The sequence below is a fragment of the Streptomyces sp. NBC_01635 genome, assembly GCF_045209715.1.
Lineage (GTDB): Bacteria > Actinomycetota > Actinomycetes > Streptomycetales > Streptomycetaceae > Streptomyces > Streptomyces hirsutus.
This window is the reverse complement of record NZ_CP109277.1, coordinates 1,814,478-1,827,790: the sequence shown is the minus strand read 5'-3', so window position 1 is coordinate 1,827,790 and position 13,313 is coordinate 1,814,478. Positions and strand designations below refer to the sequence as shown.

Genomic DNA, 13,313 nt, shown 5'->3' with positions numbered 1-13,313 from the left:
CGACCGGACAGACCCCGACGGCCTGACCGGCTGACGCCCCGTCACGCACTACTCTGACACCGCCTCCTCACTCTCCTGCGCCTGAGTGAGGAGGCGGCGGCGCATCCATGATGTGGCCCATCCATGACCTGCCTGTCTTCGAGGAGCAACGCAAGTGAGCAGCAACAGCGGTGACGTACGGCTCTGGGGCGGCCGTTTCGCCGACGGTCCCGCCGAGGCCCTGGCCAAGCTGTCCGCGTCCGTCCACTTCGACTGGCGGCTCGCGCCCTACGACATCGCCGGTTCGCGGGCGCACGCACGCGTGCTGCACGGAGCGGGCCTGCTCACCGAGGACGAGCTCACCCGCATGACCGAGGGCCTCGACCGGCTGGAGGCGGACGTCGCCGACGGCTCGTTCACCGGCACCATCGCCGACGAGGACGTGCACACCGCCCTGGAGCGCGGCCTGCTGGAGCGCCTCGGCCCCGACCTCGGCGGCAAACTGCGCGCCGGACGCTCGAGGAACGACCAGGTCGCGACCCTGTTCCGGATGTACCTGCGGGACCACGCCCGCACGCTCGGCGGCCTGATCGCCGATCTCCAGGACGCCCTCGTCGGCCTCGCCGAGGCCCACCCGGAGGTGGCCATGCCCGGCCGCACCCACCTCCAGCACGCCCAGCCGGTGCTCTTCGCCCACCATGTCCTCGCCCACGTCCAGGCGCTGTCCCGGGACGCCGAGCGGCTGCGCCAGTGGGACGAGCGGACCGCGGTCTCGCCCTACGGCTCGGGCGCACTGGCCGGCAGCAGCCTCGGCCTGGACCCCGAGGCGGTGGCCCGGGACCTCGGCTTCGAGCACGGCAGCGCGGCCAACTCCATCGACGGCACGGCATCCAGGGACTTCGTCGCCGAGTTCGCCTTCATCACCGCGATGATCGGCGTGAACCTCTCCCGGATCGCCGAGGAGGTCATCCTCTGGAACACGAAGGAGTTCTCCTTCGTGACCCTGCACGACGCCTTCTCCACCGGCTCGTCGATCATGCCGCAGAAGAAGAACCCGGACATCGCGGAGCTGGCACGCGGCAAGTCGGGCCGGCTGATCGGCAACCTGACCGGCCTGATGGCCACCCTCAAGGCCCTCCCGCTCGCGTACAACCGCGACCTCCAGGAGGACAAGGAGCCGGTCTTCGACTCCATTGACCAGCTGGAGATCCTGCTGCCGGCCTTCACCGGGATGATGGCCACCCTCACCGTGCACCGCGAGCGCATGGAGGAGCTGGCCCCGGCCGGGTTCTCACTGGCCACCGACATCGCCGAGTGGCTGGTCAAGCAGGGCGTGCCGTTCCGCGTCGCGCACGAGGTCGCCGGCGAGTGCGTCAAGACCGCCGAGGCCGAGGGCAAGGAGCTCGACGAGCTGACCGACGAGCAGTTCGTGAAGATCTCCGCCCACCTCACCCCCGAGGTGCGCACCGTCCTCAACGTTCCCGGAGCCCTCGCCTCCCGCAACGGCCGCGGCGGCACGGCACCGAGCGCGGTCGCCGTCCAGCTCGCCGAGCTCAGGACGGACCTGGCCGCCCAGCACGCGTGGGCGGACGCCAAGAAGTAGCCGACGCCAAGAAGCAAGGGAGCGGGTGTCGCAGGGGCATCGCGGGTTACGTTGGTCCGGCAGCCGCAAGGAGCCGACCGAACGGAGCCCCGATGCCCTTCTCCGCACTGGCTTCGGCCACTACCCCCACCTGCCACATCGGCCTGGGACTCGCCGCCGTCGGACGACCCGGCTACATCAACCTGGGCCGTGACGACGACCTCGGCGCCGATCGCAGCGTCGAGGCCCTGCGCACTCGTACCCACGACCTCCTCGACGCCGCCTACGCCCAGGGCGTCCGTTACTTCGACGCGGCCCGCTCGTACGGCAGGTCGGAGGAGTTCCTCGCCGACTGGCTGACGAAGCGGCCCGACGCCGACGACGTCGTCATCGGCAGCAAATGGGGCTACACGTACACCGCCGGCTGGTCCATCGACGCCGAGCACCACGAGGTCAAGGAGCACTCCCTCGCCGCCTACGAGCGGCAGCGCGCCGAGTCCGACGCGCTGCTCGGGGACCGGCTCGACCTCTACCAGATCCACTCGGTGACCCCCGAGAGCCCCGCACTCACCGACAAGGACCTCCACGTCCGGCTCGCCGAGGCGGCGGCCCAGGGACTCACGGTCGGCTTCTCCACCAGCGGCCCGGCCCAGGCCGACGCCATCCGCGCCGCGCTCGCCGTCACCGTCGACGGCGAACCCCTGTTCCGTACCGTCCAGTCCACGTACAACGCGCTGGAGACCTCCGCCGAGCCCGCCCTGGCCGAAGCCCACGACGCCGGGCTCACGGTGATCGTCAAGGAGGGCATGGCCAACGGGCGACTGGCCGCTGCCCACGCCCCCGACGCGCTCAGGGCCGTCGCCGAGGAGACCGGACTGGCGTGCGACGCCGTCGCCCTCGCGCTCGTACTGCGCCGGCCCTGGGCGGGCGTCGTCCTCTCCGGCGCCGCCACCACCGCGCAGCTCGCCTCCAACCTGCACGCGGCCGTCGTCGACCTCGACGACGACCAGCTCACCCGGCTCGCCGCGCTGCCCGAGGACCCGCACGCGTACTGGGAGCGGCGCGCACGGCTGGCCTGGCACTGAGGAATCCGTGGGCCGGGCCGGCCGCCGCCGGGAACACGGAGACCGGTGAAACCGCGGGGGCCGGGCGTCCGTAGGGCCGCGGCGCCCTCGCCCCGCCGGACGTCACGGGGCGTCGGGGATCAGGCCGCCTTCGCCTTGCTGGCGTACATGTCCACGTACTCCTGCCCGGACAGGCGCATGACCTCCGTCATCACCGAGTCGGTCACGGCCCGCAGGATGTAGCGGTCGCGGTCCATGCCCTCGTAGCGGGAGAACTCCATCGCCTCGCCGAAGCGGACCGTGACTTTGCCCGGCCGGGGCAGGCCCGCGCCGCCCGGCTGGAGCTTGTCGGTGCCGATCACGGCGAACGGGACGACGGGCGCGCCCGTCATCAGGGTGAGCCGCGCGATACCGGTCCGGCCCCGGTAGAGACGGCCGTCGGGGGAGCGGGTGCCCTCCGGGTAGATGCCGAACATCTTGCCTTCGTCCAGCACCCGGCGGCCCGTCATCAGCGCCGCGACTCCGCCCCGGCCGCCGTCGCGGTCGACCGGGATCATGCCGGAACCGGTGAAGAACCAGGCCATCAGCCGGCCCTTGAGCCCCTTGCCGGTGACGTACTCGTCCTTGCCGATGAAGAAGACCTGACGGTCGCAGACCAGCGGCAGGATCATCGAGTCGATGAAGGTGAGATGGTTGCCCGCCAGGATCACCGGACCGTCACCCGGAATGTGCTCCTGGCCCTCCACCCGTAGGCGGAACATCAGGCGCATGACCGGGCCGAGCACTGCCTTGATGAGTGCGAAGCGGGACAACGGGTCCTCCGGTGTCGGGAATGCGGTATGAGTCTGTGCAGGTGAGGACATTACTCGCGGCCGAGGGGGTGCCGCACGTCGGGTTCACTCAGGTATTACACGGTGTCTACGCATGTTCACCTGCGGTGACACGATGTTGCGCGCCCGTAACCCACGCGCCGGATGTGAGGCATGTCGCGTCCGGGGGAGCCGGCGCCGGTCGGGGTGCGACCGCCGTCGGTCCGGAGTCCGGGCACGGCCCGGAGGGAACCACGCGCGCCCCCCGGCCCGCGGGAGGCGCGCCGCAGACCCTCCGGAGCGGCCGGGTACCCCGGTGCGACACCCCCGAACCCGACGGCATGTCAGGATTTCTTCCCCGTACGGCCGTTCGGGTTGCGGCTCACCCGTGTGGCATCCCGTATCCCCGTGTCACCCGCGTGTTCCGGCCGTGGTCTCCCGTTCGTCATGTACGCGCCCCTACGATCGCCCCGCAGTGACGGCCAACGGCAGAAGGGTCCCCATGGGAGCGCAGGAGTCGGACGAGCGGACGGACGAAACGGCGACCGGCGGGACCGGACGGCGCGCGCTCCTTGGCGCGGCGGTGCTCGGCGCGGGCGGCACGGTCCTCGGGCTGGGCGGCACGGCGAGAGCCGCCGAGAGCCGGCCCGGCGCATCCCGGCGCGGCGGACGAGGGCTCAAGGGCCTGCCCGTCCCGACGGTCATCGGCCACCGGGGCGCCAGCGGATACCGGCCCGAGCACACCTTCGGCGCCTACGACCTGGCCCTCGACCTGGGCGCCGACATCGTCGAGGCCGGCGACCTGGTGCCCACCAGGGACGGCCACCTCGTCTGCCGGCACGAGCCGGAGATCGGCGGCACCACGGACGTCGCGGACCATCCCGAGTTCGCCGACCGCGAGCGCACGAAGCTGCTCGACGGTGTCTCCGCCACCGGCTGGTTCACCGAGGACTTCACCCTCGCCGAACTCAAGCGGCTCCGCGCCGTCGAGCGCATCCCGGCCAACCGCCCGCACAACACCCTCTACGACGGCCGCTGGGGGATCCCCACCTTCGAAGAGGTGCTCCGCTGGCAGAACGAGCAGACCCGGGAGCGCGGCAAGCAGGTCTGGATCTACCCCGAGCTCAAGCACCCCACCTACTTCCGCAAGCTGGGCCTGGGCACCGAGGAACTCCTCGCCCGGCTGCTGCGCAAGCACGGCAAGGACAAGAAGAACTCGCCCGTCATCGTCCAGTCCTTCGAGCCCACCAGCATCCAGCGGATGAGCCGGCTCGTCGGCAACCCGCTCGCCGTGCTGCTCTCCGGGGCGAACAGCCGCCCCTGGGACTTCGTGGAGAACGGCGACCCGCGCAAGGTGGCCGACCTCGTCACGCCGAAGGGCCTCAAGGAGATCGCCTCCTATGCGCAGGGCATCGGCCCCACCCTGGACCTGGTCATCCCCAGGGACGCGGCCGGGAACCTCGCCGAGCCCACCACCCTGGTCCGTGACGCGCACCGGGCCGGGCTGATCCTGCACCCCTACACGATGCGCAACGAGAACCCCTTCCTGCCCGCGAACTTCCGCAAGGGCGGCGACCCCGACGCCTACGGCGACGTCTTCGGCGCCTTCCGGGCCTACTTCGCCACCGGCATCGACGGCGTCTTCACCGACCACCCGGACACCGGTCTGCTGGCCCGCGAGGACTTCGTCAACGGCTGAGCCGTTGTGCCCCGGTCGGGGTGAGTTCCGGCCGCTCCGGCAACCCCGCCAGGGCGGCCGGCGTCGTTGCGCATATGACGCACGACCTGGTCACCGCCCTCCGTCCGCTGCTCACCGCGGAGGCCTCCGCCGAGGCGTACGCGTCCGGCGCCGAACCCGCCGACCTGGAACAGGCGGTCTGGCTGCGCCTCCTGGAGCGCCTCGACGCACACGACCCGCCGCACGATCCGCCGGGCTGGCTCCGCCGGACCGTCCGCACCGAGGCCCGCCGCACCCGCCGCACCGCCCGGCACGAGACGCCGTGGGCCGGTGACCCCGCCGACACCGCCGGCACCGGCGAGGGCGACCCCGAGCTCCTCGCCCTGGCCGCCGCCCGCCGCCGCGCCCTGCGGGACGCGGTGCGCCGGCTGCCCGGCCGCTGCCCCCGGCTGCTGGAGGCCCTGCTGTCCCCGCACGACCCGACATACCGGGAAATCGCAGGGGAGTTGGGTATCTCACAAGGCAGTCTGGGTCCGGAACGCTCCAGATGTCTTGGATGTCTGCGTCGTTTGCTCGCGCCGGAGGTTGCATCGGGGTGAGGACGGGGATAGGAGTGAGGGACCACAGGTGATCAGGTGAGCGGGAGGCGTGCGCACATGGGCATGAGCGTGACCATCTCTGCGGCGACGGAGCAGGACGCCGAGCAGATCTTCAGGTTGCAGTACCTGTGCTTCCAGAGCGAGGCGGCGCTGTACGGCAACTACCGCATCGCTCCGCTCGTCCAGAGTCTGGACTCGGTCCGCGAGGAGGTCACCGCCGACCTGGTCTTCGTCGCCCGGCTCGGCGACGAGATCGTCGGCTCGGTGCACGGCAGGAGCACCGAGGACGCCGCCGCGGCCATCGGCAAGCTCTGCGTCCACCCCCGCCTCCAGGGCCACGGCATCGGTGCCCGGCTGCTGCGCGCCGCCGAGTCCGCCCTCGCCGACGAGCGGGGCGCCAGGATGTTCCGTCTCCAGGCCGGTCACCGCAGCGAGAGCAACCTCCAGCTGTACAGCAGGGTCGGCTACCAGCGGGTCGGGACGTCCCGGGGCACGGACGGCGTACCGATGATCGTCCTGGAGAAGACGGCGGATTCGTACGCGACCACCGCCTGACGGGAAGAGCGCCGGGCGGGCGACGGGGCGGCCGTGCCCGATCGGGGCGCGGCCCCGTCACCGTCCGCCCGGGGCACGCCCGTTACGCCGGGCGGGCCTTGCGCAGCCAGTACAGCGCGGTGAGGGGCAGCAGGACGGGGATGAACAGGTAGCCCATCCCGTAGTCCGACCACACGGTCGCGTCGGGGAAGGCGGACGGATCCACCAGGGTCCAGGTGCCGACCGTCAGGACACCCACCAGCTCGGCCGCGCAGCACACCAGCGCCGCCCTGCGAGCCGTCTCCCCACCGCGGACCAGGGTGTACGTGATGAAGCCGTAGACCACTCCGGCGATCGCCGAGAGCGAGTAGGCGAGCGGCGCCCGGTCGAACTCGGTGGCGATCTGGTACACGGAACGCGACACGGCGCCGACGACCATCACCCCGTACAGCCACACCAGCAGCAGTCCGGGCCCGCCGATCAGCCGGGTCCCGCCCGGCTTCTGCTCCGGTTCCTGGTCCGTCACGGTCGTCTCAGCCCTTCCAGATGTCATAGAGCCGCACCTCGAGCACGGCCAGCACGACACCGCTCGCGGCGACCGTGATCGATCCCCACCGGGTGCGCTCGGCCAGCGACATGAAGCCCGCCGCCGGGACGCACGCGAACGAGCCCAGCAGATACGCCACGAAGATGACCGTGCCCTGCTCCGGCTCCTCGCCCCGGGCCAGCTGCACGACCCCGACCACCAGCTGAACCAGCGTCAGCAGGGTGACCACGGCCATGCCGATGAAGTGCCAGTCCTTCGTCGGCTGGTCGCGGTAGGCGGCCCAGCCGCACCAGGCGGCGAGCAGCAGCGCGGCGACGCCGGTCGCCAGCGTCAGGGCATCAAGCATGGCAGCGACCTTATTACGCCGTAATGGTCCCACCGCGCCCGGCCCCACCATGCCCGTATGCGGCGGGGCCGGGCACGGGCACAGCCGCACACCGGGGCCCGTAGGGTCGATGGCATGACCATCCATGCGCAAGCCCTCCTGTTCGACAACGACGGCACTCTCGTCTCCTCCCTCGAATCCGTGCAGCGCTGCTGGACCCGGTGGGCCGTCGAGTACGGGATCACGGCCGAGGAGTTCGGGCGGATCGAACTGCACGGCCGCCCGGCCGTCGAGATAGCCGCCGACCTGCTGCCCGCCCATGTCGTGCCCGAGGCCGTCGCACGGATCGAGGACCTGGAGGTGGAGGACGTGCCGAACGGCGGTGCGATCCCGCTGCCGGGCACCCTGGACCTCCTCGGCGCGCTGCCGGCCGACCGCTGGGCCGTCGTCACCTCCGCGACCCGGCGGCTGGCCGAGGCCCGCCTCGCCGCCGCCGGCATCCTGCCCAAGACTCTCGTCGCCGCCGACGACATCACCCGGGGCAAGCCCGACCCCGAGCCCTATCTGCTCGCCGCCCGCGCCCTCGGCGTCGACCCCGCCCACTGCGTCGTCTTCGAGGACGCCCCCGCCGGGCTCCAGGCGGGCCGGGCGGCCGGGATGACCACCGTGGCCTTGGCCACAACCCACCAGGCCTACGAACTGACCGCCGATCTCGTGGTCGGGGACCTGTCGGCCCTGTCCGTACTGGTCACGGAGACCGGGCTGGAGATCACCGTACGGTCCTGACGTGCGGTCACGGGTGTCCACGGCTGTCCGGAATGTGGACAGCCCTCTCCGGTCGGGGGCCGACATCTGCTTTACTTGCCGCATGACCACGACGAGCGACCGCATCCCTGCCACCGAAGCGCGTGTGCCGCTCGGTGCCGGATGTATGTGTCCGCTCCGAATGCGCGCCTTCTAGAGGGCCCCCGCAGCATCTGAGCCTCGCGCCCCGAAGCGAGAGCCGGTTCGTACCCGCACGCGAGTCCTCCGTGTTCCGCATGCGCACCGAACCACGCCCCCGCGCGCACGTCTCTCCCTGGTTGCTTCCGCACCGCTCGCGAGAGGCCGTGCCGAGTCCGGGCCGCTTTTGGCCCCTGAGCTTCGCCCCTCAATGCCTCGTGCGCGGCTGCCCTGACGTGCCGCGCACTCGAAAGTGACGGTTACCCACGTGATCACCACCTCGGGCCTCACCAAGGTCTACCGCTCGCGCGGACGCGAGGTCACCGCCCTGGACGGCGTCGACCTGCACGTCCGCGAAGGCGAGGTGTACGGCGTCATCGGCCAGTCCGGCGCCGGAAAGTCCTCGCTCATCCGCTGCGTCAACCTGCTGGAGCGCCCCACCTCGGGCACCGTGACCGTCGCAGGGCAGGACCTCACCGCCCTGGCCGGGCGCGGGCCGCGGGCCGGCCGGGAACTGCGACAGGCGCGCAGCCGCATCGGCATGGTCTTCCAACACTTCAACCTGCTCTCCTCACGCACCGTGCAGGACAACGTCGAACTGCCGCTGGAGATCCTCGGCCGGTCGGGGAAGGAACGTTCCCGCAAGGCGCTGGAGCTGCTCGACCTGGTCGGCCTCGCCGACAAGGCCAAGGCCTACCCCGCCCAGCTCTCCGGCGGCCAGAAGCAGCGCGTCGGCATCGCCCGCGCCCTGGCCGGCGATCCCAAGGTGCTGCTGTCCGACGAGGCCACCAGCGCCCTCGACCCGGAGACCACCCGCTCCATCCTGACGCTGCTGCGCGACCTCAACCGCCAGCTCGGTCTGACCGTCCTGCTCATCACGCACGAGATGGACGTCGTGAAGTCGATCTGCGACTCGGCCGCGCTGATGGAACACGGCCGCGTCGTCGAGTCCGGCACCGTCACCGACCTCCTGGCGACCCCCGGTTCCGAACTGGCCTCCGCGCTGTTCCCGGTCGCCGGCGACGCCTCGGGCGACAACCGCACCGTCCTGGACATCACCTTCCAGGGCGAGAGCGCGACCCAGCCGGTCATCTCCCAGCTGGCCCGCACCTACAACATCGACATCTCGATCCTCGGCGCCGCCATCGACACCGTCGGCGGCCTCCAGGTGGGCAGGATGCGCATCGAACTCCCGGGCCGCTACGAGGACAACGTCGTACCGATCGGCTTCCTGCGCGAACAGGGGCTGCACATCGAGACCGTCGAACAGACGGAACCGGCGCAACAGACACAGCAGGTGGATCGGGCGCCGTCGGTGCTCGTGAAGGAGGAGGCCAAGTGACCTGGTCCCAGATGCAGCCGCTGCTGGAACAGGCGTGTGTGGAGACGCTGATCATGGTCGGCTGGTCGACCCTGATCTCCGTCGCCCTCGGCCTCCCGATCGGCGTCCTGCTCGTCCTCACCGACAAGGGCGGACTGCTGCAGAACGGCCTGGTGAACAAGGTCATCGGACAGATCGTGAACGTCGGCCGCTCGATGCCGTTCATCATCCTCATGGTCGCCCTGATGAGCTTCACCCGCTGGATCACCGGGACGACCATCGGCAGCGAGGCCGCGATCGTGCCGCTCGCCATCGGCGGCATCCCCTTCTTCGCCCGGCTCGTCGAGACGGCCGTGCGCGAAGTGGACCACGGGCTCGTCGAAGCCGTGCAGGCCATGGGCGGCAATACCTGGACCATCGTCCGCCGGGTCCTCGTCCCCGAAGCGCTGCCCTCACTGATCGCCAGCATCACCACCACGATCGTCGCCCTCATCGGCTACTCGGCCATGGCCGGCACCGTGGGCGGCGGAGGACTCGGCGACCTCGCCGTCCGCTACGGCTACCAGCGCTTCGAGACCGGACTGATGTGGATCACCGTGGCGGTCCTCGCCGTGGTCATCTCCCTCATCCAGTTCGCCGGCGACTACGCGGCCCGCTCCCTGCACCACCGGGGCGGACGCCAGGGCTCCGGGCCGAGGCTGCGGCTGCTCAAGGCCAAGGAACCGGCGACGACGGCCGCGACGGCCGACGCCGGCAAGGCCGGGTAGCCCGAACCTCGCCCCCCAGCCTTCGCCCACCCCCCGATCCCCACTTCCCCGAAGGCCCCGCACCACCCCGAGTCGGGGCCGCACCACCCTGAAGGAAAGGCACTTTTCGTGCGTAACACCGTCAAGATCACCACCGCCGTCCTCGCCGCCGGAGCCCTCACCCTCGGCCTCACCGCCTGCGGTTCGGAGGAGAAGTCCGGGTCCGACGCCTCCGGCCCGCTGACCGTCGCCGCGAGCCCCGTGCCGCACGCCGAGATCCTCAACTTCGTCAAGGACAACCTGGCGGAGAAGGCCGGGCTCGACCTGGAGGTCAAGGAGGTCACCGACTACGTCACGCCGAACACCTCCACGGAGGACGGCTCGGTGGACGCCAACTACTTCCAGACCCAGGCGTACCTCGACGACTTCAACAAGAAGAACGGCACCCACATCGTGCCCGCCGGCGACGTGCACCTGGAGCCGCTCGGTCTCTACTCCGAGAAGGTCAAGGAGACCGACGAGCTGAAGAGCGGTGCGACCATCGCCATCCCCAACGACACCATCAACGAGGGACGCGCGCTGCAGCTGCTCGCCGCCAACAAGATCATCACGATCAAGGAAGGCGTCGGCTTCGAGGCGACCCCGTCGGACATCACCGGGAACCCGAAGAAGCTCAAGTTCAAGGAGCTGGAGGCGGCCCAGACGCCGCGTGCCCTGGCCGACGTCGACGCCGCGGTCGTCAACGGCAACTACGCCATCGGGGCCGACCTCAAGCCGGCCGAGGACGCCCTCGTCCTCGAGGCCGCCGAGGGCAACCCGCACGCCAACTTCCTCGCGGTCAAGGAGGGCAACGAGGACGACCCGCGCGTGAAGAAGCTCGCCGAGCTGCTCACCTCCGACGAGGTCAAGAAGTTCATCGACGACAAGTACGCCGGCTCGGTCGTCGCCGCCTTCTGATCCGCCGTCCGGTCCGGGCGACGCGCACCACCGGCACAGGGCACACGGCCGGTCGCACGAGGGGGCGCACAGCCGCCCGCGCCGCGCCCGGCGCCCGTCCGGCACTCTCGGGGTCCACTCCGGTACACGGAGTGGACCCCGTGGTGCGGTTCGGTGCTTTCATGCTGCATGCTGGGCAGTTCAGCGGTGTCCGACGGTCACGAAGGTTACGGAGCGGCGCATGACGAGCAGCACCTTCCCCAACATCTCCATCAGCACGGAGCGGTTGGTGCTGCGTCCCCTCGACGCGGACGACGTCCCCCCTCTGACCGAGATGATGAACGACGAACAGGTCGCCGCCTGGACGGACGTCCCCCAGCCCTTCACCGAGCAGGCCGCCCGCACCTGGATCACCGAGCACGCCCCCGCCGAACGTGCGGCCGGACGCGGACTGGACCTCGCCGTCACCGAGTTCCTCACCCAGCGCCTGGTGGGCGTCATCCGGCTCACCAAGACCAACTGGCACATCCGGTCCACCGAACTCTCGTACATCGTCGCCCCCTGGGCGCGCGGCGAGGGCTACGCCTCCGAGGCCGCCATGGCCACGGCCCAGTGGCTCTTCGGCGACCAGAAGCTGGAACGCGTCGAGCTGCGCACGGCCGCCGACAACACCGCCTCGCAGCAGGTCGCCCAGAAGATCGGCTGCCTCAGCGAGGGCGTCCTGCGCAACGCCTGCATAGCCCACGTCCGCGGTGACGACGGCGTCTGGACGGACGTACGCACCGACTTCATCGTGTGGAGCCTGCTGCCGGAGGACCTCGAGGGATCGGCCGAACAACTGGCCGACACCGGACAGTTCACCGCCTTCACCGACTGGAGCTGAGCCCCGTCCGGAATCCTCCCGGACGGGTGGACGGTGGCGGGTCGCCCCGGTTCACGGCCGTACCGGGTACTCTCACCAAGCCCGCGGGCGGAGCGGCCGACCGCACCCCGCACACCCAAGACGCCCCGCGCACACCAGGAGACTGACGACGATGGCCGACCGGGTCACGGTGATCGGCTGGGACGGTTCGCCGCTGACCGCAGCGGCCCGCGCCGCACTGGGCGCCGCCACCCTGGTGGCAGGCGCCGCGCACCACCTGGAACTTCCCGAGGTACCCGCCGGTGCCGAGCGCATCCGGCTCGGCAGTGTCGCCCTGGCCGCCCGCCGGGTCGCCGGCCACCGCGGCACGGCGGTGGTCCTCGCCGACGGCGACCCGGGCTTCTTCGGCGTCGTAAGGACCCTGCGCGCACCCGAGTTCGGCCTGGAGGTCGAGGTCGTCCCCGCGGTCTCCTCCGTTGCCGCCGCCTTCGCCCGAGCCGGCATGCCCTGGGACGACGCACACGTGGTGGTCGCACATCCCCGAACCCTGCGACGCGCGGTGAACGTATGCCGGGCCCACACCAAAGTGGCGGTTCTCACGTCTCCCGGCGCCGGCCCGGCCGAACTGGGCCTGCTCATGGAGGGCGTCCACCGCACCTTCGTCATCTGCGAGGAACTCGGCACCGCGCGCGAGCGGGTCAGCGTCGTCACCTCCGACCGGGCCGCCGACCACACCTGGCGCGACCCGAACGTCGTCATCGTCGCCGGCGGCCAGGCCACCACCGCGTCCGGCGGCTGGATCGCCGGGCGCGACCCCGCCGCCGGCCCGCGCGGCTGGACGCTGCCGGCCGACGCCTACGGCGGCGGCCTCGGCGAGGGCGAACGGGAGCCGCTGCGCGTCTCCCAGCTCGCCCGGCTCGGCCCCAGACTCGGCGACCTCGTGTGGGACATCGGCTGCGGAAGCGGTGCCTTCGCCGTCGAGGCGGCGCGGGCCGGCGCCGCGGTCATCGCCGTCGACAGCGACCTGCGGGCCTGCGCGCACACCGACTCCACCGCCCGCCGTCACGGCGTTCAGCTCCAGGTCGTGCACGGCACCGCCCCGCAGGTGCTGGAGGACCTCCCCGAACCGGACGTCGTCCGCGTCGGCGGCGGGGGAGCGGCCGTGGTCCTGGCGGTGGCCGACCGCCGCCCGCAGCGCATCGTCACGCACGCCGCCACCCGCGACGCGGCCGAGCGGATCGGCCGGGAACTGACCGAGCACGGCTACCGGGTCGAGTGCGCCCTCCTGCAGTCCGTCGAGCTCGACACCAAGGCCTGGACGGAGACCGAACGGAGCGTCGCGTTCCTGCTCAGCGGCGTGCTGCCGACGCGTACCACCTGAGCGCGCCG

At 71.4% G+C, this 13,313-nt stretch carries 14 protein-coding genes; 11 read left to right on the top strand and 3 right to left on the bottom strand.

Annotated elements, in window-relative coordinates:
• Positions 1-154: 154 nt before the first annotated feature.
• Both argH and OHB56_RS08790 read left to right on the top strand, forming a co-directional pair.
• The gene (gene argH / locus OHB56_RS08795) at positions 155-1,582 is read left to right on the top strand and encodes an argininosuccinate lyase (RefSeq protein WP_326751756.1); all 1,428 of its coding nucleotides are present in this window, start codon (positions 155-157) and stop codon (positions 1,580-1,582) included.
• 92 nt (positions 1,583-1,674) lie between these two features.
• Complete coding sequence (locus tag OHB56_RS08790) at positions 1,675-2,646, top strand: aldo/keto reductase (protein ID WP_326751755.1); 972 nt, start codon at positions 1,675-1,677, stop codon at positions 2,644-2,646.
• Between the two features lie 119 nt (positions 2,647-2,765).
• Here the strand turns inward: OHB56_RS08790 and OHB56_RS08785 are convergent, their stop codons facing one another.
• Positions 2,766-3,437, bottom strand: a complete 672-nt coding sequence (locus tag OHB56_RS08785) for a lysophospholipid acyltransferase family protein (RefSeq protein ID WP_326751754.1) — start codon at positions 3,435-3,437, stop codon at positions 2,766-2,768.
• Positions 3,438-3,936: 499 nt separating this feature from the next.
• Between OHB56_RS08785 and OHB56_RS08780 the strand changes: the two genes are divergently transcribed.
• The 3 genes from OHB56_RS08780 (at position 3,937) to OHB56_RS08770 (ending at position 6,266) form a co-directional block, all read left to right on the top strand.
• Positions 3,937-5,133 carry a glycerophosphodiester phosphodiesterase gene (locus tag OHB56_RS08780; protein ID WP_406352524.1) on the top strand — a complete coding sequence of 399 codons (1,197 nt, stop codon included), beginning with the start codon at positions 3,937-3,939 and terminating at the stop codon, positions 5,131-5,133.
• Positions 5,134-5,207: 74 nt separating this feature from the next.
• On the top strand, positions 5,208-5,711 hold the full coding sequence (locus OHB56_RS08775; RefSeq protein ID WP_326751752.1) for a sigma-70 family RNA polymerase sigma factor: 504 nt from the start codon (positions 5,208-5,210) through the stop codon (positions 5,709-5,711).
• 57 nt (positions 5,712-5,768) lie between these two features.
• Positions 5,769-6,266, top strand: coding sequence for a GNAT family N-acetyltransferase (locus OHB56_RS08770; RefSeq protein WP_055596164.1), 498 nt, complete (start codon positions 5,769-5,771; stop codon positions 6,264-6,266).
• 82 nt (positions 6,267-6,348) lie between these two features.
• On the opposite strand, the gene OHB56_RS08765 is transcribed toward OHB56_RS08770, so the two are convergent.
• Positions 6,349-6,798: a hypothetical protein gene (locus OHB56_RS08765; protein WP_388432729.1), complete on the bottom strand. Its 450-nt coding sequence runs from the start codon at positions 6,796-6,798 to the stop codon at positions 6,349-6,351.
• The gene (locus OHB56_RS08760) at positions 6,779-7,138 is read right to left on the bottom strand and encodes a hypothetical protein (protein ID WP_055596162.1); all 360 of its coding nucleotides are present in this window, start codon (positions 7,136-7,138) and stop codon (positions 6,779-6,781) included. The genes OHB56_RS08765 and OHB56_RS08760 overlap by 20 nt, the downstream gene beginning before the upstream one ends.
• Positions 7,139-7,252: 114 nt before the next feature.
• Between OHB56_RS08760 and OHB56_RS08755 the strand changes: the two genes are divergently transcribed.
• The 6 genes from OHB56_RS08755 to cbiE all read left to right on the top strand — a co-directional run bounded on the left by OHB56_RS08755 (position 7,253) and on the right by cbiE (position 13,305).
• Positions 7,253-7,903: an HAD family hydrolase gene (locus OHB56_RS08755; protein WP_406352521.1), complete on the top strand. Its 651-nt coding sequence runs from the start codon at positions 7,253-7,255 to the stop codon at positions 7,901-7,903.
• 424 nt (positions 7,904-8,327) lie between these two features.
• The gene (locus tag OHB56_RS08750) at positions 8,328-9,401 is read left to right on the top strand and encodes an ATP-binding cassette domain-containing protein (RefSeq protein ID WP_326751749.1); all 1,074 of its coding nucleotides are present in this window, start codon (positions 8,328-8,330) and stop codon (positions 9,399-9,401) included.
• Positions 9,398-10,147 carry a methionine ABC transporter permease gene (locus OHB56_RS08745; RefSeq protein ID WP_326751748.1) on the top strand — a complete coding sequence of 250 codons (750 nt, stop codon included), beginning with the start codon at positions 9,398-9,400 and terminating at the stop codon, positions 10,145-10,147. Before OHB56_RS08750 ends, OHB56_RS08745 begins: the two co-directional genes overlap by 4 nt.
• Before the next feature lie 108 nt (positions 10,148-10,255).
• Positions 10,256-11,083: a MetQ/NlpA family ABC transporter substrate-binding protein gene (locus OHB56_RS08740; protein WP_326751747.1), complete on the top strand. Its 828-nt coding sequence runs from the start codon at positions 10,256-10,258 to the stop codon at positions 11,081-11,083.
• Positions 11,084-11,303: 220 nt separating this feature from the next.
• Positions 11,304-11,945: a GNAT family N-acetyltransferase gene (locus OHB56_RS08735; protein ID WP_326751746.1), complete on the top strand. Its 642-nt coding sequence runs from the start codon at positions 11,304-11,306 to the stop codon at positions 11,943-11,945.
• A 151-nt stretch (positions 11,946-12,096) separates the two neighbouring features.
• On the top strand, positions 12,097-13,305 hold the full coding sequence (cbiE, locus tag OHB56_RS08730) for a precorrin-6y C5,15-methyltransferase (decarboxylating) subunit CbiE (RefSeq protein ID WP_326751745.1): 1,209 nt from the start codon (positions 12,097-12,099) through the stop codon (positions 13,303-13,305).
• Positions 13,306-13,313 lie beyond the last annotated feature (8 nt).